The sequence below is a fragment of the Agromyces tardus genome, from assembly GCF_003710805.1.
GTDB lineage: Bacteria > Actinomycetota > Actinomycetes > Actinomycetales > Microbacteriaceae > Agromyces > Agromyces tardus.
This window is the reverse complement of the sequence record NZ_RHHB01000001.1, coordinates 200255-220030: the sequence shown is the minus strand read 5'-3', so window position 1 is coordinate 220030 and position 19776 is coordinate 200255. Positions and strand designations below refer to the sequence as shown.

At 72.2% G+C, this 19776-nt stretch carries 22 protein-coding genes; 11 read left to right on the top strand and 11 right to left on the bottom strand.

The window, feature by feature from the left end; translation table 11 throughout:
* Nucleotides 1-35: 35 nt before the first annotated feature.
* Entirely contained in the window at nucleotides 36-1025 is a 990-nt protein-coding gene (locus EDM22_RS00985; protein ID WP_122935150.1) for an ArsR/SmtB family transcription factor, read from the bottom strand.
* Nucleotides 1026-1134: 109 nt separating this feature from the next.
* Here EDM22_RS00985 and EDM22_RS00980 point away from each other — a divergent pair, with 109 nt between their 5' ends.
* Both EDM22_RS00980 and EDM22_RS00975 read left to right on the top strand, forming a co-directional pair.
* Complete coding sequence (locus tag EDM22_RS00980) at nucleotides 1135-1536, top strand: cupin domain-containing protein (protein ID WP_245989073.1); 402 nt, start codon at nucleotides 1135-1137, stop codon at nucleotides 1534-1536.
* A 102-nt stretch (nucleotides 1537-1638) separates the two neighbouring features.
* The gene (locus tag EDM22_RS00975; protein ID WP_122935149.1) at nucleotides 1639-1929 is read left to right on the top strand and encodes a DUF4287 domain-containing protein; all 291 of its coding nucleotides are present in this window, start codon (nucleotides 1639-1641) and stop codon (nucleotides 1927-1929) included.
* A gap of 42 nt (nucleotides 1930-1971) precedes the next feature.
* Here EDM22_RS00975 and EDM22_RS00970 read toward each other — a convergent pair whose 3' ends face one another.
* Complete coding sequence (locus EDM22_RS00970) at nucleotides 1972-3441, bottom strand: HNH endonuclease (protein WP_170963955.1); 1470 nt, start codon at nucleotides 3439-3441, stop codon at nucleotides 1972-1974.
* 109 nt (nucleotides 3442-3550) lie between these two features.
* Entirely contained in the window at nucleotides 3551-4525 is a 975-nt protein-coding gene (locus tag EDM22_RS00965) for an alpha/beta fold hydrolase (RefSeq protein ID WP_170963954.1), read from the bottom strand.
* A 199-nt stretch (nucleotides 4526-4724) separates the two neighbouring features.
* Between EDM22_RS00965 and EDM22_RS00960 the strand changes: the two genes are divergently transcribed.
* Nucleotides 4725-5603: an aldo/keto reductase gene (locus tag EDM22_RS00960; RefSeq protein WP_122935146.1), complete on the top strand. Its 879-nt coding sequence runs from the start codon at nucleotides 4725-4727 to the stop codon at nucleotides 5601-5603.
* A gap of 28 nt (nucleotides 5604-5631) precedes the next feature.
* On the opposite strand, the gene EDM22_RS00955 is transcribed toward EDM22_RS00960, so the two are convergent.
* From EDM22_RS00955 to EDM22_RS00945, 3 genes are all read right to left on the bottom strand, one after another.
* Nucleotides 5632-5949 (bottom strand): ArsR/SmtB family transcription factor, encoded by a 318-nt coding sequence (locus EDM22_RS00955; RefSeq protein ID WP_122935145.1) that lies wholly within the window; start codon nucleotides 5947-5949, stop codon nucleotides 5632-5634.
* Nucleotides 5946-6419 (bottom strand): SRPBCC family protein, encoded by a 474-nt coding sequence (locus EDM22_RS00950; RefSeq protein WP_245989072.1) that lies wholly within the window; start codon nucleotides 6417-6419, stop codon nucleotides 5946-5948. Before EDM22_RS00950 ends, EDM22_RS00955 begins: the two co-directional genes overlap by 4 nt.
* Nucleotides 6420-6580: 161 nt before the next feature.
* Nucleotides 6581-7093, bottom strand: a complete 513-nt coding sequence (locus EDM22_RS00945; RefSeq protein ID WP_122935144.1) for a nitroreductase/quinone reductase family protein — start codon at nucleotides 7091-7093, stop codon at nucleotides 6581-6583.
* A 148-nt stretch (nucleotides 7094-7241) separates the two neighbouring features.
* Between EDM22_RS00945 and EDM22_RS00940 the strand changes: the two genes are divergently transcribed.
* From EDM22_RS00940 to EDM22_RS00920, 5 genes are read left to right on the top strand one after another with little or no spacing between them, the layout of a single operon-like run.
* A complete protein-coding gene (locus tag EDM22_RS00940; RefSeq protein WP_122935143.1) occupies nucleotides 7242-8045 on the top strand; it encodes an alpha/beta fold hydrolase in 804 nt (267 codons plus the stop codon).
* Nucleotides 8042-8800, top strand: a complete 759-nt coding sequence (locus EDM22_RS00935; protein ID WP_122935142.1) for an SDR family oxidoreductase — start codon at nucleotides 8042-8044, stop codon at nucleotides 8798-8800. The genes EDM22_RS00940 and EDM22_RS00935 overlap by 4 nt, the downstream gene beginning before the upstream one ends.
* 6 nt (nucleotides 8801-8806) lie before the next feature.
* Nucleotides 8807-9658 carry an SDR family oxidoreductase gene (locus EDM22_RS00930; RefSeq protein ID WP_122935141.1) on the top strand — a complete coding sequence of 284 codons (852 nt, stop codon included), beginning with the start codon at nucleotides 8807-8809 and terminating at the stop codon, nucleotides 9656-9658.
* 12 nt (nucleotides 9659-9670) lie between these two features.
* Nucleotides 9671-10549: an RNA polymerase sigma-70 factor gene (locus EDM22_RS00925; protein WP_122935140.1), complete on the top strand. Its 879-nt coding sequence runs from the start codon at nucleotides 9671-9673 to the stop codon at nucleotides 10547-10549.
* The gene (locus EDM22_RS00920) at nucleotides 10539-10910 is read left to right on the top strand and encodes a sigma-70 family RNA polymerase sigma factor family protein (RefSeq protein ID WP_122935139.1); all 372 of its coding nucleotides are present in this window, start codon (nucleotides 10539-10541) and stop codon (nucleotides 10908-10910) included. The genes EDM22_RS00925 and EDM22_RS00920 overlap by 11 nt, the downstream gene beginning before the upstream one ends.
* Nucleotides 10911-10917: 7 nt before the next feature.
* Here the strand turns inward: EDM22_RS00920 and EDM22_RS00915 are convergent, their stop codons facing one another.
* Genes EDM22_RS00915 through lysA form a run of 4 tightly spaced genes read right to left on the bottom strand, consistent with a single transcriptional unit; the run spans nucleotide 10918 to nucleotide 14992 of the window.
* Complete coding sequence (locus EDM22_RS00915) at nucleotides 10918-11724, bottom strand: amino acid ABC transporter ATP-binding protein (RefSeq protein WP_122935138.1); 807 nt, start codon at nucleotides 11722-11724, stop codon at nucleotides 10918-10920.
* The gene (locus tag EDM22_RS00910) at nucleotides 11721-12698 is read right to left on the bottom strand and encodes an amino acid ABC transporter permease (RefSeq protein ID WP_122935137.1); all 978 of its coding nucleotides are present in this window, start codon (nucleotides 12696-12698) and stop codon (nucleotides 11721-11723) included. The genes EDM22_RS00915 and EDM22_RS00910 overlap by 4 nt, the downstream gene beginning before the upstream one ends.
* Nucleotides 12695-13630, bottom strand: a complete 936-nt coding sequence (locus EDM22_RS00905; RefSeq protein ID WP_245989071.1) for an ABC transporter substrate-binding protein — start codon at nucleotides 13628-13630, stop codon at nucleotides 12695-12697. Before EDM22_RS00905 ends, EDM22_RS00910 begins: the two co-directional genes overlap by 4 nt.
* 51 nt (nucleotides 13631-13681) lie before the next feature.
* Entirely contained in the window at nucleotides 13682-14992 is a 1311-nt protein-coding gene (lysA, locus tag EDM22_RS00900) for a diaminopimelate decarboxylase (protein WP_122935136.1), read from the bottom strand.
* A 119-nt stretch (nucleotides 14993-15111) separates the two neighbouring features.
* Between lysA and EDM22_RS00895 the strand changes: the two genes are divergently transcribed.
* A complete protein-coding gene (locus tag EDM22_RS00895; RefSeq protein ID WP_122935135.1) occupies nucleotides 15112-16704 on the top strand; it encodes a PucR family transcriptional regulator in 1593 nt (530 codons plus the stop codon).
* Between the two features lie 4 nt (nucleotides 16705-16708).
* Here EDM22_RS00895 and EDM22_RS00890 read toward each other — a convergent pair whose 3' ends face one another.
* A complete protein-coding gene (locus EDM22_RS00890; RefSeq protein WP_212591851.1) occupies nucleotides 16709-17761 on the bottom strand; it encodes an AraC family transcriptional regulator in 1053 nt (350 codons plus the stop codon).
* Between the two features lie 145 nt (nucleotides 17762-17906).
* On the opposite strand from EDM22_RS00890, the gene EDM22_RS00885 reads away from it, so the two are divergent.
* Complete coding sequence (locus tag EDM22_RS00885; RefSeq protein WP_122935134.1) at nucleotides 17907-18722, top strand: SDR family oxidoreductase; 816 nt, start codon at nucleotides 17907-17909, stop codon at nucleotides 18720-18722.
* A gap of 135 nt (nucleotides 18723-18857) precedes the next feature.
* A complete protein-coding gene (locus EDM22_RS00880; RefSeq protein WP_122935133.1) occupies nucleotides 18858-19769 on the top strand; it encodes a hypothetical protein in 912 nt (303 codons plus the stop codon).
* Nucleotides 19770-19776: the final 7 nt, after the last annotated feature.

Here is a 19776-nt window from a genome sequence, read left to right as displayed (position 1 = left end):
CCCGGCGGCTCAGCCCGGCGATTCAGCGCCTCGGCTCAGCCCGTCGCCCCCACGAGCGCCTCCCCCAGCGGCGTGCGCAGGTGCAGCATCCGCGCGCCCTCGCGGCGGCTCGCGACAAGGCCCGCCTCGCGGAGCACGGTGAGGTGGTGCGAGGCCGTCGAGACGGCGATCCCGGCATCTGCCGCGACCTGCGAGGTCGTGCGTGCCTCGTGGGCGGCGAGGAGGATGCCCGCGCGGGCGGGCCCGAGCAGGGCCGCGAGCGCGTCGACGAGCGCCGTGGCATCCGCCGCCCAGCGTTCGGTCACGCCCTGCGCGGGGTAGAACAGCGTCGGCTGCGCGGGCGGCTCGGTGAGCACCGAGCAGCCGAGGCCGCCGAGCACCGAGGGCACGAGCACGATACCCGAGCCACGGCAGTCGAGCACCTCGGAGTGGAACCCGAGCTCGACGCGCAGCGCACCCTCGTGCCACCCGACGGTGTGGTGCAGGCCGTCGACCATGCTCGCGAGGCCGTCGGTGGCGATACGGCGGGCGCGCACCGCGATGTCGGCGCGCAGGATGCGCTCGAGCTGCGGCCAGACCGGTGCGAGCAGCGCCGACCACAGCTCGAGCCAGGCATCGGCGATCAGCGCACGGGCACGCGGGAGGTCGTGGAGCATGCGCTGCACCGCATCGCGTCGCGCTCCCTCGGAGCGATCGACGACCTTGCCGAGGTCGACCCGCATGAGCTCGTCGGGCACCTGCCGCAGCCGCGCGGCCTCGTCGACGGGGTCGAGGTCCCACGTGGGCGTCGTCGTGAGGAAGTCGGGGAAGTACCCGCGCTCGCGCACGATCACCGCGAACAGCTCGAACGCCTCCCGCGGCACGCGGTCGCGCACGCTGCGCAGCCAGCCCCACTGCAGCGGATGCTCCGCCGGCCGCTGCAGCACCCGCACCGCGTGGCACAGCTCGTGCCCCGGCGAGACCCCGAACCGGATCGCCGAGACGTCGCCGGGCGCGAGCCGGAAGTCCACGAAGTTTCGATCCACGTCGAAACACTACCGACGACGGATGCCGCGGCGGGAGCCTTGCGGTGTCAGCCCGCCGCCCGCCGCGACGCGACCGCCCCGCGGCATCCGTCACCGAATCGAGGTCATCATGAACGCCGTGAACCCCGCCGAGATCACGCTCACGCCGACGATGGAGGGCCCGGCCAGCGCCGCGGTCGTGCCTGCCGAGGCACTGCGGATCGGGACCGGACGCACGCGCCGGTTCGTCGGGCTCGAGCACGGCGCCGGCGTCTCGTACTTCTTCGTCGACAACGAGCCGGGCGAGGGGCCGGGGCTGCACTGGCACCCGTACACCGAGACCTGGGTGGTGCTGGAGGGCACCGCCGAGATCACGATGGGCGATCACCGGCTGATCGCCGCCGCCGGCGACACCGCGACGGTGCCGGCCGGCGTCTGGCATCGTTTCGAGAACGTCGGCGACGGGCGGCTGAAGGTGCTGTGCATCCACGCGTCGGCCGTGATCGTGCAGACGTGGGCGGACGAGGACTGAGGCCCGCGTTCGTCGCCGCGGCCACCGCACCGCACCGCATCACACCGCACCGACCGCACCGCACCGCACCGCACCGATCCATCCGAACCGAAGGAGACCGCAATGTCGTTCCAGGCCTACCTCGACAACATCGAGGCGAAGACCGGCCTCACCCCGCGCCAGTTCGTCGAGCTCGCCGAGCAGCAGGGCTTCGGACCCGACACGAAGGCCACCCCGATCGTCGCGTGGCTCGCCGACGACTACGGCCTGGGCCGTGGGCACGCGATGGCGCTCGTGCACGTCATCACGAAAGGTCCGCAGATCAGCCGCAAGCACGTCGAGAGCGGCGGCACGCACAGCGACCCGGCCGACACGCTCTGGCTCGACGGGGCGGCGACGAACCCGAACGCCTGAGCAGGGCCCGCCTCGCTCCGCAGCGAGGTGAGCGCCCGACGGTCACGCCGCAGCGGATGCGGCGTGCAGCCAAGGTGGATCGGGATCCGCGTCCGGGCGCAAGAACGTCGGCGCTTGCGGGTTGGGCGGAGTGCTGGGCGGTCGGGAGCCGGTCGGCCCCGGCACAGGGAGGAACGGCCGTTCGGGGAGCGTGCGGAGCACGTGACCGACGGGTGAGGTCCAGCGGATGACGCCGTCGGGCTCGTGCGCCATGCGCCATCCGGATTCGTGCTTCAGCCGATGATGCGCACGGCAGAGGTGGGCGAGGTTCTCGGCGGAGGTGCTTCCGCCCTGCGCCCATGCGACGATGTGATCGAGGTCGGCGTGTCGCGCCCGGCGTGCGCAGCCGGGGAACCGGCAGCGCCCGTCGCGGACGCGGAGGTACCCGGCCAGGTCTGCGGCGACCCGGTACCTGGTGCGACTGTACGAGAGCGCCGCGCCGGTTTCGGGGTGCACGAGCAGGCGTTGCACCGAGGGCGCGTGCGCCGCGAGCCGACGGGCGGTCTCGGCGTCGATCGGGCCGTATCCATCGAGCTCCGCGGGCTCGTCGGTCACGCCGAGCAGGCTCAACACGGGAACGGTGACGACGATCTGCGCTGCGACCCGCCCCGTCGCGGCGGCCAGGTGGTGGTCGGCGGCGTCGAGCGTGCCCGCGAGCAGCAGATCTCCGGCGACATCCGCCGCTCGTTGCGCCCTGGTGCGGCAGTCGGGTCGGTCGGGGTCGGACGCCGCCGCGAGCGCATCGAGGCGTTCGACGATCGCGACGGCGCGTTCGGCCTGGAGGAACAGGCTCAGCCAGGCCATGCCGTCGGGTGCCGAGTCGAGCGCGACCCGCCGGTCTTCGGCGGCCCGCGCACGACGCTCGCTGAGCGACGCAGGGTGCAGTCGCTCGCGAAGACGATGCACCCGCCCACGGAACGCGGCGCTCGTGCGCATGGCGGCGTCGGCCAGGGCGAGACGCTCGAGGTCGCCGGCGGCGTCGGCCGGCATGGTCTGGGTGATCTCGAGCATCGAGCGCACGTGCCCGACGCTCACCGCACCGGCCGCGAGCGCCTCCAGCGTCGCGGCCCGCGCACCGGTGAGCCGGCCGGCATCCGCCACAAACCGGCCCGCGGCCGCCTCGGGCACGACGAGCGTGGTCGCGATCTCGGCCACGAACGACCGCGTGGCGAACTCCCGTTGGGCCGGGCTGCTCACCTCGGTCACGCCCTCGATTTGGGCATGCCTGACCCTCGCCGCCTCGATGACCCGGTACTGCTCGGCCTGCGCCCACCGAATGGTGCGCTCGAGCGATTCGAGCAGGGCGAGGTCGGCAGCGAGCGCCGCTTCGACACCCGCGGCCGCGCCCGCCATCGTCGCCTCGTCCGCCCACGCGGTGACGAACACCTCATCGAAGACCTCGCCGACGAACACCTCATCGATCAGCGCACGCTCTGACACGTCGGCGGCCGACTCGAGAAGCGGTGTCGCCATCGGGGTCATGCGACCAGTCAACCAGCACCCACCGATATCCGATCATGGCCGAATACCCTGACGAGCTACGGTTTCCGGGACTCCCCGATGCCGACAGCGGGCCGCGCCCTCAGCACCCGTCCGCCGGCGCGACCACCGCGCAGATCTGCTCGATCACGAGCGCCGGGCTGACGTTCGCGACGAAGTGCCCGCTGTTCGTCGTCGTCACGTGCGTCGCGCCGAGGGAGGCGGCGAGCAGGGCGTGCGCCTCGAGCCACTGAGGCCAATAGGCGTCGGCGTCGCCGATGCCGAGGAAGTCGAACGGCTGGTCGGCCGACAGCACCGCGGCCGGCATGGGCGGCAGCGGCGGGGTGGCGTCGAGCGCCGCGATGCTCGACGGGTAGTCGGGCGATTCGAGCTCCGGATGCTTCGCGCCGGCCTCGGCCACGGACTGCATCCAGCGCGACCACACCTCGGGCGGCAGGGCGGTCTGCAGGAACTGCGACGCTGGATCGACGAGCACCACGCCCGAGACGTCGTCGGGGTGGGTGCGCGCGAAGGTGGTCGCGATCAGGCCCCCGAGCGAGTGCCCGACGACCACGTAGGGGCCCGGGATCTCGGCCGCGGTCAGCAGCGCCTCCAAGTCCGCAGCATCGGCCTGCGTCGTCGTGGGCTGCGGCACGGGCGTCGAGCCCCCGGCGCTGCCGTCCCACGGCTGGGTGCCGGGGCGGTCGTACGCGCAGACCCGCGTGAACCGCGCCGTTGCCGGGAACACCGCCGAATCCGAGGGCATCGCCGATTCGACCGAGGCTCCCGCGTCGGCGACCGCGTACCCCCAGTTGTCGGCGGCGACCCCCGCACCCGAGATGAGCACCACGGTCGGCGAGCCGGTGCCGCTGCACTCGAGGAAGAGTTCGCGGCCGCCGCCGATGTCGACCAGACCGGCACTGTCGACCATGTCAGGGTCGAAGGCTCCGGATGCCGCGGGTCCGGCCCCGGTCGCGTCCGCGGTCGCGTCCGACGGGCTCGCGGCCGGTACCGGCGCCCCCGTGCATGCCGACATCGCCGCGAGCACGACGAGCGCGACGAACGGAGCCGCACCCACCGGCATCCTTGCACTCGCATGACGCGTATGTCGTCGCACGTTCATCGCGGCTCCGTCCCGACGACGACTCGATGGCGCCGACCTCGACCGAAGGCTACGCCGAACACGCCGATACCGGCAGTGCCGGCACCCACGCCCTCCCGAACCACGGACTCTCAGGTCCTCCCTCATTCGCGCCACCCGACCTCGCGTCGAGGGGATGAACCACGCACTCGAACTCGACAACGGCGTGACGATGCCCGCCCTCGGCTTCGGGGTCTTCCAGACCCCGCCCGACGAGACCGTGACCGCCGTCGAGACGGCACTCCGCACCGGGTACCGCCACATCGACACGGCCGCCGCCTACTTGAACGAGCGCGAAGTCGGCGAGGCCATCCGCCGGTCGGGACTGCCCCGCGACGAGGTCTTCATCGAGACGAAGGTGTGGATCAGCGACTACGGCTACGACGAGACCCTGCACGCCTTCGGCAAGAGCACCGGCAAGCTCGGCGTCGGCACGCTCGACCTCCTGATCCTCCACCAGCCGATGCCCGTGTACTTCGACCGAACGATCGCGGCCTATCGCGCGCTCGAGACCCTCCTGGTCAACGGCAACGTGCGCGCCATCGGCGTGAGCAACTTCATGCCCGACCACCTCGAGACGCTGCTCGATGCCACGACCATCGTGCCCGCGGTCAACCAGGTCGAACCGCATCCGTACTTCGCCCAGCCCGAGGTGCAGGCAGCGGATGCCGCGCACGGCATCCTCACGCAGGCATGGTCGCCCATCGGCGGCATCACCTTCTACCGCGGCGGCGCCGCCGGCATGCTCGCCGACCCGGTGATCGGCGGCATCGCAGCGGAACACGGCAGGTCGCCCGCGCAGGTCATGCTGCGCTGGCACCTGCAGCAGGGACGCTCGGCGATCCCGAAGTCGGTGCGGCCCGAGCGCATCGTCGAGAACTTCGACGTCTTCGACTTCGAGCTGACGCCGGCGGAACTCGAGGCCATCGACGGGCTCGACACCGGCGAGCGCGGCGGCCCCGATCCCGCCTCGATCACGCCCGAGACCTTCGCGCGCACCATCCCCGAGGCGTGAACGCGACGCGGCATCCGCTCGACGACGGCTACAGCCCCTCGGCGATCTCCTTGATCGCGGCGAGACGGCGGTCCCACTCGGCCCCGATGGCCTCGAGCCGGCGTGCGGTGGCGCTCAGCTCCGCGCCGACCACGCGGTAGCGCACCTCGCGGCCGACCCGCACGGGCTCCACGAGACCCACCTCCTGCAGCACCGCGAGGTGCTTCGCGATGGCCTGGCGGGTGACGGGCAGCCGCCCGGCGAGGGCCGACGCCGACGCGTCGCCCTCGCCGAGCGCAGCCAGGATGCTCCACCGGGTCTCGTCTCCGAGCGCGGCGAACACCGGGACCAGCGTTCCGGTGGTCACGCGTCGCCCTCGAGCAGGGCGACGAGCTTGTCGAGCTCCGAGACCCAGCCCTCGCCGTGGCTCGCCATGTTGGCGGCCGGGTCGGAGGTGCGGTCGAACCCGGTCTCGACGACGGTGAGCTGCGTGCCGTCACCGAGCGGCTCGAGCGTGAAGGTGAACACCGTCGAGGTGGCCTCGTCGACCGCGTCGGGCAGGCGCCCCAGCGCGTCGTCGTTGCCCCAGCGGTAGGTCACCGTGTGCGGGGCGTCGATCGCCTCGACGCGGATCGGCACGGCGCCGTAGTCGGGGAACGTCATGGTGCCCCGGGCTCCCACCCCCGCGCCGTCGAGCACCGTGCGGCCGAACCATCGGGAGATGTGCTCGGGCTCGGTCACGGCGCGCCACACCTTGTCGACGGGGGCGGCGATGCGGATCGTGCGTCGCACGGTGAACGCGCCCTCGTCGATGACGGATGCCTGGTTGTCGGTCATGGTCACAATGATCAGTCCTCTCAGCGGATGCATGCAACCGATGGGTTGCATCGTTTACTGCAACCTCATGATTGCACTTGCTCCACGGCTTTGCAACCCTGAAGTTGCAGGATGCGGGGGCGCAGTGGCAAGGCGGACCGATTCCGGTCGCGCGGACCGATCTAGCCGCCCGCCCGCGGCGTCAGGCGGATGACCGGGATCTGTCGGTCGGTGGTCTGCTCGTACTTCGCGAAGCCCCGTGCCCGGGCCGTGATCCGTCGCCAGGCCGCATCGCGTTCGGCGCCGTGGAGCTGCTCGGGGATCACCTCGATGCGCCGGCCCGCGAACTCGATGCGCACCCGGTCGGGGTGCGCCGCGATGTTGTAGTACCAGGAGGGATTGCGCGCCGCCCCGTCCGCCGACGCCACGATGAGCCGCGTGTCGCCGTCGCCGCCGTCGCCGTCGCCGCGACCGGCCTCGGGACCGTCGTCGTGACCCGGATCGGGGAACCAGCGCACCGGCGTCATCCGCTCGAGACCCGACCGCTTGCCGACCGTGACGAGCACGAGGATGTCGCCGCGGCGGGTGCCCGTGCGCCGCACGTGCTCGGCCATGCGCAGGTTCGCCCAGCGCTCGAGCCGGTTGCGGCCGGGCTGGCGCGCCCCGCGAGTGCCGTTCGGAGTGTCGAAGGCCATGGCGCCCCCTTCCAGTGACGGTCCGTCCCTCAATGATCCCGCGGATCGCATCGCGACATCCGGCGAATTCGTCACAGCAGCTCCGCCTGATCGGTCTGAGTCATCGAGCCCGTAGGTCACGGGCATCCGTCGAGAAGGGACCAGCACCATGTCAGAACAGAAGCCGACCGTCGTGCTCGTGCACGGGGCGTTCGCCGAATCCGCCAGCTGGACCGGCGTGATCGAGCGCCTGCATGCCGCGGGGATCACGTCCGTCGCCGTCGCCAACCCGCTTCGCAGCCTGGCCGGCGACGCCGCCTACGTGCGCGACGTCATCGCCGCCGTCGACGGCCCCGTCGTGCTCGTCGGGCACTCCTACGGCGGACTCGTGATCAGCGAGGCATCCGCCGGCGACGACCGGGTCGTCGCACTCGTGTACGTCTCGGCATTCGTGCCCGAGCCGGGCGACAGCGCGTTCTCGCTCTCGGCCAGCGCACCGGGGAGCACGCTCGCCGAGGCCCTCGACGCGCACCCGATCTCGACGGGCGGCGTCGAGCTGGTGATCCGCCGCGACCGCTTCCACGAGCAGTTCGCCGCAGATGTGCCGGCGCAGGTGGCCGGCGTGATGGGCGCGACCCAGCGACCCGCGACCGAGGCGGCGCTGACGGCCGCCGTGCAGGCACCCGTTCCCGGCTGGCGCGACCGGCCGAGCTGGCACGTGTTCGGCTCCGAGGACCGCAACATCCCGGCCGCCGTGTTCCGCGCCGGGGCCGAGCGCGCAGGCTCGCGCGGCACGCGAGAGCTGTCGGGAGCCTCGCACGCGACCAGTGTCTCGCGGCCCGACGAGGTCGCCGCCACGATCATCGATGCCGTCGATGCCGTCGCCGTCGTCACAGATCCGGTGACTGCCCGGTCAGAGCTACGTGACGGCAGCGGATTCGCCGCAGCCCTGATGGAAGGCACCCAGTCATGAAGATCGTCGTCATCGGAGGCACCGGCCTCATCGGATCCAAGGTCGTCGAACTCCTCGCCGAGCACGGCCATGAGGCCGTCGCCGCCTCGCCGAACTCCGGCGTGAACACCATCACCGGCGAGGGGCTCGCCGAGGTGCTCGTCGGCGCGAACGTGGTCGTCGACGTGTCGAACTCGCCGTCGTTCGCCGACGACGACGTGCTCGCGTTCTTCACGACGTCCACCCCGAACCTGCTCGCCGCCGAGCGCGATGCCGGCGTCACCCACCACGTCGCGCTCTCCGTCGTGGGCAGCGACCGCCTGCCCGACAGCGGGTACCTCCGCGCGAAGGTCGCCCAGGAGCGGCTCATCGAGGACTCGGGCCGGCCGTACTCGATCGTGCGGGCGACCCAGTTCTACGAGTTCGTCGGGCGCATCGCCGACGAGGTCACCGTCGACGGCACCGCACGCGTGTCGACCGGGTTCATGCAGCCGATGGCCGCGGCGGATGTCTCGGCAGCCGTCGCGCGCGTCGCCGCGGGCGACCCGATCGACGGCGTCCTCGAGATCGGCGGGCCCGAGCGCATCGGCATGGACGAGCTCATCCGCACGGGACTCGCGGCGAAGGGCGACACCCGCGCCGTGATCTCCGACCCCGAGGCGCCGTACTTCGGCACTCGTCTCGAGGGCACCGAGCTCGTGCCGGGGCCCGAGGCCCAGCTGTCGACGACCACGTTCGCCGACTGGCTCGCCGCCCAGACGGCCACGGTGAGGTAGCCCGCCATGAAGATCGCGGTCATCGGCGGCACCGGCCTCATCGGCACCCGACTCGTGGCGCGGCTCGCGGCCGACGGCCACGAGGTCGTCTCCGCGTCGCGCGCGACCGGGGTCGACTCCTACACCGGCGAGGGCCTCGCGGAGGCCCTCGCCGGGGCGATCGCGGTCATCGACGTCTCGAACTCCGGGTACCTCGACGAGCGCGGCGCGAAGGACTTCTTCTACGGGTCGACCCTCAACCTGCTCACGTACGGCGCCGCGGCAGGCGTGCGCCACCACCTCGCCCTCTCGGTCGTCGGCACCGATCGGCTGGCGCGCACCGAGCGCGGCTACTTCGCCGCGAAGGCGGCCCAGGAGCAGCTCATCCGCCGGTCGGGACAGCCGTACACGATCGTGCACGCCACCCAGTTCTTCGAGTTCCTCCCGCACATCGCGGATGCCGCGACCAGCCGTGACACCGTGCGCCTCGCCGACGCCCTCGTCCAGCCGATGGCCGCTGACGATGTCGCCGCCGCGGTGGCCGACACCGCCACCGGCTCGCCGCTCAACGGCATCGTGGAGTTCGCCGGCCCCGAGCAGTTCCGACTCGAGGAGATCGTGCGACGGGCGCTGCAGATGCGGCGAGACCCGCGCGAGGTGGTCGAGGACCCGCTCGCGCGCTACTTCGGCACCGACCTCGACGAGCGCGAGCTCCTTCCCGGCTCCGACGCGACGATCGCGCCGACTCGGTTCGACGAGTGGCTCGCGGCCACCGGCCGGCCGGTCGGTGGCGCGTCGGCCGGGTCGGCCCCCGCAGCCGTGTCGGCCCCCTCAGCCGTGTCGGCCCCGTCAGCCGTGTCGGCCCCGTCGGCCGACTGACAGGATCGCCACATGGATGCGAACCTCGACGACGCGCTCGACGTCTTCCAAGCCGTGCGACCCCGTCTCTTCGGCATCGCCTACCGCATGCTCGGCAGCGCATCCGAGGCCGAGGACATCGTGCAGGAGACCTGGCTGCGCTGGCAGGGCACCGACCGTTCCGTCGTGCTGGAACCGGCGGCCTTCCTCGCCACCGCCACCACCCGGCTCGCCATCAACGCGCTGCAGTCGGCCCGCGTGCGCCGCGAGACGTACATCGGCCCCTGGTTGCCGGAGCCCGTCGACACGAGCAACGACCCCACCCTCGGCGCCGAGCGAGCCGAGGCGCTCGGATTCGCGGTGCTGGTCATGCTCGAGCGGCTCACGCCGACCGAGCGGGCGGCGTACGTGCTGCGCGAGGCGTTCGCCTACTCGTACCCGCAGATCTGCGACATCGTGCAGCTCTCCGAGCCAGCTGCCCGCCAGCTCGTCAGCCGTGCTCGCAAGCACCTCGCCGGCGAGCGACGACGCGAGGTCTCCCAGCAGGAGCAGCGTCGCCTGCTCACCGCGTTCGTGAGCGCCGCGAAGACCGGCGACCTCGACGAGCTCGAGCGGCTCTTCGCCGAGGACGTCGTGTCGTACTCCGATGGCGGCGGCGTCGTGCGCGCCTCGAAGTTCCCGGTGCGTGGCCGGGAGACGGTCGCGAAGTTCGTGCGCGCGTTCCACACGCACTTCTGGGACGGCGTGTCGGTCACCGAGACGGTCGCCAACGGCCAGCCTGCGGTCGTGCTGTCGAAGGACGGCACCACGATGGCGGTGCTCACCGTCGTCGCCTCCGCCGACGGCATCGACCAGGTGCTCTGGATGATGAACCCCCACAAGCTCGCCGCCGTGACCCATCGTGCCGCGTGACGACGTCGCCGCCCGCCTCATCGCCGCGCTCGATCAGGGCGACGACGTGGCGCTGGCGCGCCTGCTGAGCGACGCCGTGCGCATGGTGGTCGACACCGGCGACGACACCGGCGGATCGGAGCAGGGACGGGCGAGCGTCATCCCTGCGCTGAGAACCCGGCGGATGCGGCATCCGGATGCCTCGCTCGAACCCGTCCGGGTGAACGGCGGGCCCGGGCTCGTGCTGCGCCGACCCGGCGGCGAGGTCGTCGGCGTGCTCTGCATCGGCGTGGAACCCGACGGCTCGATCGGCGACGTCTGGCTGTCGTCGGCCCCCGGCAAGCTCACCCGCTGGAACCGCGGGGAGCCTGCCGAGGGCTGAGACGCGGCTAGCGCACGCTCTCCAGGAAGTTGCGGGTGCGCTGGCGCTGCGGATGGTCGAGCACGTCCTCGGGGCGGCCGGCCTCGACGACGACCCCGCCGTCCATGAACACCACCTGGTCGGCGACACCCCGCGCGAAGCCGATCTCGTGGGTCACGACGATCATGGTCATGCCGTCGCGGGCGAGCTCGCGCATGACGTCGAGCACGTCCCCCACGAGCTCGGGGTCGAGCGCCGACGTGGGCTCGTCGAACAGCATGAGCTTCGGATCCATGGCGAGTGCCCTCGCGATCGCGACGCGTTGCTGCTGTCCGCCCGAGAGCTGCGCCGGGTAGTGCCCGGCGAACGCGGCGAGGCCCACGCGGTCGAGCAACTCGTTCGCCCGCGCCCTGGCCCGCGCCCGCGGCACGCCCCCGATCCCGATCGGCGCCTCGGTGATGTTCTCGAGCGCGGTCAGGTGCGGGAAGAGGTTGAACCGCTGGAACACCATGCCGATCGCACGCCGCTGCCTCGCGATCTGCTTCGGCGTCATCTCATGGATGTTGTGCCCGGCCTGCCGGTAGCCGATGAGCTCGCCATCGACGATGATGCGGCCCCCGTCGATCGTCTCGAGGTGGTTGATGCAGCGCAGCAGCGTGGACTTGCCGGATCCCGAGGGCCCGAGCAGTACGGTCACCGTGCCCTCGGGCACCGCGAGCGAGACGTCGCGGAGCACCTCGTGGGCGCCGAAGCTCTTGCGAACCCGGCGGATCTCGACGAGCGCTCGCGCGGGAGCCTCGGCGACGGTGGGGCTGATGGGGGCGGTGGCGCTCATACGACGCTGACCTCCTTGGTCTCGGGCGCGGGCGCGGGAGCGGGCCGACGCGTTGCGAGCGCACGACGCACCCGCTGCAACGGAGTGGGCGGCAGGGTGCGGCTGGTGCCGCGGCCGTACCGCCGTTCGAGGTAGTACTGCGGGATGGAGAGCACGCTCGTCATGAAGAGGTACCAGAGGCTCGCGACGATGAGCAGCTCCACCTGCTTGAGGTTCTGCGACGAGATCACCGTCGCCTGCGTGTAGATCTCGAGCACGGCGATCACCGACAGCAGCGAGGTGTTCTTCAGCATCGAGATGGTCTCGTTGCCCATCGGCGGGATGATCACCCGCATCGCCTGCGGCAGCAGCACCCGGCGGAACGTGTAGAGCGGCGACATGCCGAGGGAGTAGGAGGCCTCGCGCTGGCCCTCGTCCACCGAGAGCATGCCGGCCCGCACGATCTCCGACGAGTAGGCGGCCTGGTTCAGCGTGAGGGCGAGCAGGCCCGCGACGAACGCGCTGATGAGCTCGTTGGTGTTCACCTGCCAGAAGACGACGTCGGTGAACGGGATGCCGACGGTGAGCTTCGCGTACAGCAGGCCCAGGTAGCCCCACAGCACGATCTGCACCAGCAGCGGCGTACCGCGGAAGGCCCAGACGTAGAACCACGCCACCGTCGAGAGCACCGGGTTCGACGAGAGCCGCATCGCCGCGACGACGATCGCGAGCACCGTCGAGACGATCATCGAGATGGCGGTGATGAGCAACGTCAGCCAGACGCCCTCGAGGATCCGCGGGTCGAAGAGGAACTCGCCGATCGCCGCGAAGTCGATGTTCGGATTGGTCAGCACCGAGGAGGCGAATGCCGCGACGAGCAGCAGCACCACGGCGGCGCTGATCCAGCGCCATGGGCGGCGAAGGGGGATCGCCACGACATCGTCGTCGGTGGCATCCGGTGCGAGCGCGAGGGTCGCGTCGTGCAGGGCGGTCACTGCGCCGCCCCCTGGTTCACCTCGGCCGACGCGACGGCGTACGCGCCGATGTTGTTGCGGTCGAGCACCTGCTGGTAGGTGCCCTCGTCGATGAGGGCCTGCAGGGCCTGCCGGATCGCCTCGGTCAGCCCGGCGTCGTCCTTGAGGAGGCCGATGCCGCTGTAGACGGGGTTGAACCCGGCCGGGTTCTCGGGGTCGCGCACGACGTCGAAGGCCTCGCCGTCCGCGGTGGTCGCCGCGACGTATTCCGCGACGACGGCGTCCGAGACGTAGGCATCGCTCTTGCCCGCGCGCAGGGCCGTCTGCGCATCGAGGTCGGAGGGCAGTTCCGTCACCGTCACGGGATCCGACCCGCAGTCCATCGCCCGGAGCAGCTCGCCCTGCACGGTGGCCTTCTGCACCGAGACGGTCGTGCCGCACAGGTCGGCCTGGGTCGTGATGCCCTTCGGGTTGCCCGCGGCGACGAGGATGGCGAACCCGCCGTGCGTGTAGTCGACGAAGTCGAGCGTCTCCTGGCGTTCGGGGGTGTCGTTCATCCCGCTCATGATGATGTCGTTGTTGCCCGCCTGCAGCGACGGGATCACGGAGTCGAACGCCTGCTTGTTGAGCGACACGTCGATGCCGAGCTTCTGGCCGAGCAGGCGACCCAGCTCGGGGTCGAAGCCGACTTCGCGGTTGGTGTCGTCGTACATCGCCATGGGCGGGAACGGGATGTCCACGGCGACGTCGATGCGGCCCTTCTCGACGATGTCGTCGGGCAGCAGTGCGGTGAGGGCCGGGTCGACCGTGGTCGAGACCTCGTCGCCGATCGGGAGGTCGGGGCCGGCTGCCGCGGCGGCGGCGCCCGCACCGCCCGAACCGGAGCATCCGGTGAGGACGAGCGCGGCGGCGACCGCCGCGGCGCCGAGCAGCGTGGTGGTGCGTGCGATCATGAGTGACTTCCTTGTCATCGGGGGTGGGGATCGGTGGCCGGGGTGGCCTGGTCAGACGAGCGCGCCGGCGAGTGCCGGGGCGTGTGTGGCGAGCAGGTCGTCGTAGGTCTCGCGGCGCGTGACGAGTCGGGCGTCACCGTCGCCGACGAAGACGATCGCCGGCTTCAGCGCCCCGTTGTAGTTGTTCGACATCGTGTAGGCGTAGGCGCCGGTGCCGGCCATCACCACGAGATCGCCGACCCGGGCCGGTGGCATCGGAGCACCGTCGACGAGCAGGTCGCCCGATTCGCACTGGCGCCCGACGAGCTGCACCGTCTCGGTCCATGGTTCGTGCAGCCGGTCGGCGATGATCGCCTCGTAGCGCTGCTGCGTGAGCGCGATGTCCATCTGGTCGGCGAGGCCGCCGTCGACCGCGACGAACGTGCGGCCGGTCCGCTTCACCGTCGTGATCCGGTAGAGGGTCACGCCGGCGCGCGCGACGATCGACCGGCCCGGCTCGATGAGGAGCCGGGCGTCGGCCGGCAGGTACGCCCTCGCGGCCGCGACGATCGCGTCGAGGTAGGACTCGACGCTCGGCGCCTCCTCGGCGTAGGTGTAGCTGATGCCGAGTCCGCCGCCGACGTCGTAGGTGCCGAAGGTGCCGACCGTCGAGATCTTCGCGACGGCCTCCGCGAACTGCGCGGTGTCGAGGATCTGCGAGCCGATGTGCAGATGCACGCCCTCGAACCGCATCAGGGGGTGGGTCTGCATGCGGGCGATCGCGCGCTCCGCCTGGTCGAGCGGCAGGCCGAACTTCGAGTGCACGCCGCCCGTTGCCTGCGAGGCGTGCGTCTTCGCCTCGACACCGGGGATGACGCGCAGCAGCAGCCTCTGCGGCCGCTCGAGCAGCCGCTCGAGGCGATCGAGCTCATCGTCGTTGTCGACGATGATCGTGTCGATGCCCGCGTCGAGGGCCATGCGCAGCTCCGCGTCGGTCTTGGCGTTGCCGTGGAAGTGGAGTCGAGCGGGGTCGACGCCCGCGGCGAGTGCGAGCTGCAGTTCGCCCCCGCCCGCGATGTCGACCGAGAGGCCCTCCTCCTGCGCGATGCGGTACATCCCGACCGCCGGCAGCGACTTCGAGGCGAACAGCACCTCCGAGTTTGGCCACCGGTCGCGCAGCCCGTCGACGAAGCGGCGGATCTGGCGGCGCAGGCCGGCCTCGTCGTAGACGTGCAGCGGCGTGCCGAATCGTTCGGCCAGTTCCGTGACCGCCACGCCCCCGATCTCGAGCACGCCGTCGCCGCTCGCGGTCGCCTCCTCGGGCAGGATCCGCCAGAGCTCCCCGAGGCGGGTGCCCTCGGGTGCGGGCCGGGTCGCAGTCATCGTTCCTCCTCCGCGGCGACGCGTCATCGCGGCCGCCGTTGGCAAGCCTAGGAAGTTCGCTCGCCCAGATGGTTGGAGATCTGGCATATCTTTAGCGCATGCATGGTGAGATTTCTCCAATGTCGGTCGCGCACGTCACGCGCCCGCCCGTGACGGTCGCCGACCTCGTCGACCAGCTCGGACCGCGCACCGTCACCCCGATCGGCTCGGCAGGCACGCACGCGGCCGTCACCGGCACCGAGTTCCTCGACATCGCCGATGAGGTCCCGGATGCCACGGGCCTGCTGCTGCTCGCCCCCTCGACCGCCTCGCTCAGCACCGCGCGCCTCGCGGCCGTCGCCGCCGACGCGGCCGAGCACGGAGCGGCGGGAGTCGCGGTGAAGTGCAGCGCCGACCGGGTTCCCGCGCTCGAGGCGATCGCGGAGTCCACCGGACTCGCACTCCTCCGGGTCGCCCAGCGGATCAGCTGGCGACTCCTCGATGCGCAGCTCACGCACCTCCTGGGCGAGGCCGAGGCGCCGCTCGCCGGCCCGCAGGACCGGGGCGCCGAGCCGCTCTTCGCACTCGCGAACGAGCTCGCCGAGTTCTTCGGCGGCTCGGTCGCGATCGAGGACCTGAGCCGCAACATCCTCGCGTACTCGTCGGTGCCCGGTCAGCTCATCGACGCGCTCCGCACGCACGGCATCCTGGCGCGGCAGGTGCCGGCGTCACCGTACAACGACGACCAGTACCGCACCGTGCTCCGATCCGATCGGCCGGTCAAGTACCCGCGCCTCGGTGAGGAGGAGCCGCGCGTGGCCTTCGCGATCCGGGCCGGCGCACTGCCGCTCGGCAGCATCTGGGCGATCGACGCCTCCGGCGAGGGTCCGGTGACGCCCCAGCAGGAGGAGCGGATGCGGCGCGCCGGCGCCCTCGCGAGCGCGCACCTGCTCGACGACCTCCGCGCGCACGCGACGAATCAGCGACCGCGCGAGGACCGCCTGCGCACGCTCCTGACCGGCATCGATCTCACGGGCACCGAGTTCGCCGAGCTCGGCATTCCCGAGGAGCGCGGCGCGATCCTCCTCGCCTTCGACGTGCCGGGTGCGGGACCCACGGCGATCGCCCAGCTCCGCTCGACCGTGATCCGGCACCTCGTGCTGCACCGCCCCGACGTCGTGGCCGTGGCCCACCGCGGGCAGGTCTACACGCTCTTCGCCGCGAGCGACGTCGGGGAGGCGATCGCGGTCGCGCGTCCGCTCCTGCCGCTCATCGATCGGCTCGTCGGCGAGGGCACCCGGGTGGCCGTCACCGGTCCCGCCCACCGGTCGGGCGACGTCGCGGGGGCCCGTGAGCTCGCCGACCGCCTGCTCGCCGCGGCCGCACGTGGCGCCCACGCACGCGAGCGGATGCCGCGCATCGTCACCGCCGACGGCCTGCGCCCGAGCCTCGTCGTGGAGCGGGCCGCCGAGCTCTTCGCCGGCTCGGACGAACTCCGGGACCCGGCGCTCGAGGCCCTGAACGCCGGCGAGGGCACCCGTCCCATCGCCGAGACCCTGCTCACGTGGCTGGAGAGCTTCGGCAACGTCGCGCAGACCGCGGAGCGGCTCGAGGTGCACGAGAACACGGTGCGTCACCGGCTCCGTCGGGCGAGCGAGGCGCACGGCATCCGGGTGGAGACGCCCGACGAGCGGCTCGCGGCCTGGCTGCAGTTGCGGTCGGCCGCCGACTGAGGAGTCAGCGGGGCGGAGTGGTCTCGCGCCGCCCGCCGGCCCCGGGCGAAGCCGGCACCCCGGCGGCTCGTACCGCCGTGAGGGGCGACGCCGTGGCAGCCGCCCGACGTGCCGCGCCCGGCGTGACGCCGTGGTGGCGCTTGAACGCGCGACTGAAGGCGGCTTCCGAGGTGTAGCCGACACGGGTCGAGATCGCCGCGATCGGGTCGTCGGTGCGAGCGAGCTGCGAGCCGGCCTGCTCCAGCCGCCAGCCCGCGAGGTAGCGCATCGGCGGCTCGCCGACGAGCGCCGTGAACCGCTCCGCGAACGCCGAGCGTGACATGTTCGCCGCGCGGGCGAGCTCGACGAGCGTCCACGGGGCGTCGGGGCGCGCGTGCATGCGGCCGATGGCGCGGCCGATGTGCGGGTCGCGGATCGCGGCGAGCCAACCGGTGGTCGCGTCGGCGAGGTGCAGCCAGCGCCGGAGCACCTGGATGACGAGCACGTCGGCGAGCCGTGTCATGACGGCCTCGCCGCCCGGCTCGATCACCTCGGCCTCACGCGCGAGCAGGCGGAGCACGGTGCGGAAGGCGCCGCCTTCGCCGTCGTCCCACGCGTCGACGCGGATCACGTCGGGCAGTTCCGCGACGAGGCGGGCGGTCAGCGGGGCGTCGACCTGCATCGCGGCGTACGCGATCTGGGCGCGCTCGCCGCCGCCGCCGAAGCGCATGTGCTCGTACGTGTCGCTGAGCTGCTCGACGGGGATGTCGAAGAGCGGCGTCGCCGCGGCATCCGCCGTGCTCAGGAGCCGGTGCGGGGTGCCGCGCGTGATGAGCGCAGCACTGCCCGCTTCGAGCGGATGTCGTTCGTCGCCGATCTCGAGCACGCAACGCCCCGACAGCACGACGGGAAGCATCATGTACCCCTCGAGCGCGGGGAACTCGACGCCCCAGGGCGCGGAGAGCTCTGCGCGGCAGTAGAGCGCTCCGGTGAAGCGAAGCTGGTGCAGGCCGTCGGCGAGCCGGTCGACGGGCTCGGCCGCGGTGCCGGCGGCCACGAGGGTGCGCGGGTTGACCATGCGTCCAGCGTGGCATGCCGCCCTGCCGAGCATCCCGGTGGGAGGACGTACGGCAAAGAAAAGGGTACTTCTGGCGATTGTCCGTCCGCCGAGACGCGTCGATGGTGGATGGACAGGGACAACCACACCATCGGAAGGACTCGCCATGACCTCCACCATCGCCGTGATCGGCGCAACCGGAAAGACCGGACGGCGTATCGCCGACCTCCTCGAGGACCGCGGCAGCAGTGTGCGCCGCCTCGCCCGCGGCACTGCTCCCGCGTTCGACTGGGAGCAGCCGGAGGGCTGGCGGCGAGCCCTCGACGGCGTCGATCGACTGTACGCCGCCTACGTGCCCGATCTCGCCGCGCCGGGGTCGGAGGCGGCCATCGCCCGCCTCACCGAGGTCGCCCGGGATGCTGGCGTGCAGCGCATCGTGCTGCTCTCGGGGCGGGGCGAGGAGGGAGCGCGTCGGTGCGAGGAGCTCCTGTTCGCATCCGGCATCCCCGCCACCGTGGTGCGCGCGAGCTGGTTCCTGCAGAACTTCACCGAGGGGATGCTGCGCGACGCCGTGCTCTCGGGCGTGCTCGCCCTCCCGGCCGGGAGAGTGCGCGAGCCGTTCGTCGACGTCGACGACATCGCGGCGGTCGCGGTCGAGGCGCTCACCGGCCGCGGGCACGAGGGGCGCGTCCACGAGGTGACCGGACCGCAGTCGATGACCTTCGAGGAGGTCGCCGCCCTGCTGTCGGAGATCCACGGTCGCGACGTGCAGTACCTCCCCGTCGAGTTCGACGAGTTCCACGCGGCCGTCGCCGCCGAGGCGGGCGCCGACGTGGCGACGATGCTCACCGAGCTGTGCCGCGAGGTGTTCGACGGCCGCAACGAGTCCCCGACCACCGGGGTGCTCGAGGCGCTCGGCCGGCCGCCGCGCGACGCGCGCACGGTGTTCACCGAAGCCGCCCGGCTGGGCACGCGGGCCTGACCGTCAGGGACCGACGTGCCGTGCGTGCGACTGCCATCGTGCACCGTCTCGCACGAGCACGTCGGTCGCGCTGGCCTCGAGCGCGAACAGCGCGCCGCGCTGGCGTGCCCGAGGCGGGCGGCCCACGATGGGGGGATGGCGATCGACGACCACGGATCGGCGCACGACCGGCGCGGGGAGCTGCTCGACGAGGCCCGCGAGCGGGCGGCTCGGCGACGGCCCGCCGACCTGCTCGCGCAGTGGCGCGACGACTCGACGGTGGAGCCATCGCCGCTCGACCTGCGCACGGCGCTCGCGTTCGACGCACTCGCGCTCGAGGCCGCCCCCGGCTACGACGCGCTCCTGCTGTCGCCAGTGGCGCCGCTCGGCGCCGCCTCGGTGGTCGCTCCGACCTCTCAGGACCGCACGCTCTCCACCATCCGCCCGAGCGAGGTCGTCTCCGACCCCACCAACGTGCTCGCACTCGAAGCGGCGCGCCGCCTGCGCGAGGCGCCGCTCGGTGCGGTGCGCCTCTGCACGGTGCACCAGGTGCTGCGGATGCAGGCGGCGCCTCCAGGCCGGGGCCGGACCCGCCACTTCCGCATGTTCGCACTCGCCGACGCCGGTCGGGCGCGGCCCGAGGACGCGTTCGAGGTCGAGGCGGTGGTCGCGCATCTCGCCGTGTACCGCCGCCAGCTCGAGCTCGCGGCGGAGCGGCACGGTGTGCGATTCGCCGCGCCGCGCGCCACCGTGTCGTCGGACGAGGCGCGCCGGGTGCTCGGCGACCGCACCGTCGCGGCGATCGCGGAAGCCTTTCCCGACGTGGAGGTGGTGCGCGAGCCGATCGAGGCCGCCTACTACGACGGCTTCCGCGTGCAGTACGGGGTGCACGCGCGCGACGGCGCGTTCCTGAGCCCGGTGGACCTGGGCCGATTCGACTGGGTCGCCTCGCTCACGAGCGACCGACGCAACCGGTACGTCGCGAGCGCGATCGGCATCCAGCTGTTGCCGCTGCTGCTCGGCGGTGAGGCCGCCGGCGGCGGCATCGACGGAACCGACCCGGCATGATCCCTGA

Excerpts from the sequence above, each read along its gene's own strand:
- EDM22_RS00980 (WP_245989073.1), top strand. The coding sequence starts at position 1,135 with ATGAACGCCGTGAACCCCGCCGAGATCACGCTCACGCCGACGATGGAG.
- EDM22_RS00975 (WP_122935149.1), top strand. The coding sequence starts at position 1,639 with ATGTCGTTCCAGGCCTACCTCGACAACATCGAGGCGAAGACCGGCCTC.
- EDM22_RS00970 (WP_170963955.1), bottom strand. The coding sequence starts at position 3,441 with ATGGCGACACCGCTTCTCGAGTCGGCCGCCGACGTGTCAGAGCGTGCG.
- EDM22_RS00960 (WP_122935146.1), top strand. The coding sequence starts at position 4,725 with ATGAACCACGCACTCGAACTCGACAACGGCGTGACGATGCCCGCCCTC.
- EDM22_RS00950 (WP_245989072.1), bottom strand. The coding sequence starts at position 6,419 with ATGACCGACAACCAGGCATCCGTCATCGACGAGGGCGCGTTCACCGTG.
- EDM22_RS00945 (WP_122935144.1), bottom strand. The coding sequence starts at position 7,093 with ATGGCCTTCGACACTCCGAACGGCACTCGCGGGGCGCGCCAGCCCGGC.
- EDM22_RS00940 (WP_122935143.1), top strand. The coding sequence starts at position 7,242 with ATGTCAGAACAGAAGCCGACCGTCGTGCTCGTGCACGGGGCGTTCGCC.
- EDM22_RS00935 (WP_122935142.1), top strand. The coding sequence starts at position 8,042 with ATGAAGATCGTCGTCATCGGAGGCACCGGCCTCATCGGATCCAAGGTC.
- EDM22_RS00930 (WP_122935141.1), top strand. The coding sequence starts at position 8,807 with ATGAAGATCGCGGTCATCGGCGGCACCGGCCTCATCGGCACCCGACTC.
- EDM22_RS00925 (WP_122935140.1), top strand. The coding sequence starts at position 9,671 with ATGGATGCGAACCTCGACGACGCGCTCGACGTCTTCCAAGCCGTGCGA.
- EDM22_RS00915 (WP_122935138.1), bottom strand. The coding sequence starts at position 11,724 with ATGAGCGCCACCGCCCCCATCAGCCCCACCGTCGCCGAGGCTCCCGCG.
- EDM22_RS00905 (WP_245989071.1), bottom strand. The coding sequence starts at position 13,630 with ATGATCGCACGCACCACCACGCTGCTCGGCGCCGCGGCGGTCGCCGCC.
- lysA (WP_122935136.1), bottom strand. The coding sequence starts at position 14,992 with ATGACTGCGACCCGGCCCGCACCCGAGGGCACCCGCCTCGGGGAGCTC.
- EDM22_RS00895 (WP_122935135.1), top strand. The coding sequence starts at position 15,112 with ATGTCGGTCGCGCACGTCACGCGCCCGCCCGTGACGGTCGCCGACCTC.
- EDM22_RS00890 (WP_212591851.1), bottom strand. The coding sequence starts at position 17,761 with ATGGTCAACCCGCGCACCCTCGTGGCCGCCGGCACCGCGGCCGAGCCC.
- EDM22_RS00885 (WP_122935134.1), top strand. The coding sequence starts at position 17,907 with ATGACCTCCACCATCGCCGTGATCGGCGCAACCGGAAAGACCGGACGG.
- EDM22_RS00880 (WP_122935133.1), top strand. The coding sequence starts at position 18,858 with ATGGCGATCGACGACCACGGATCGGCGCACGACCGGCGCGGGGAGCTG.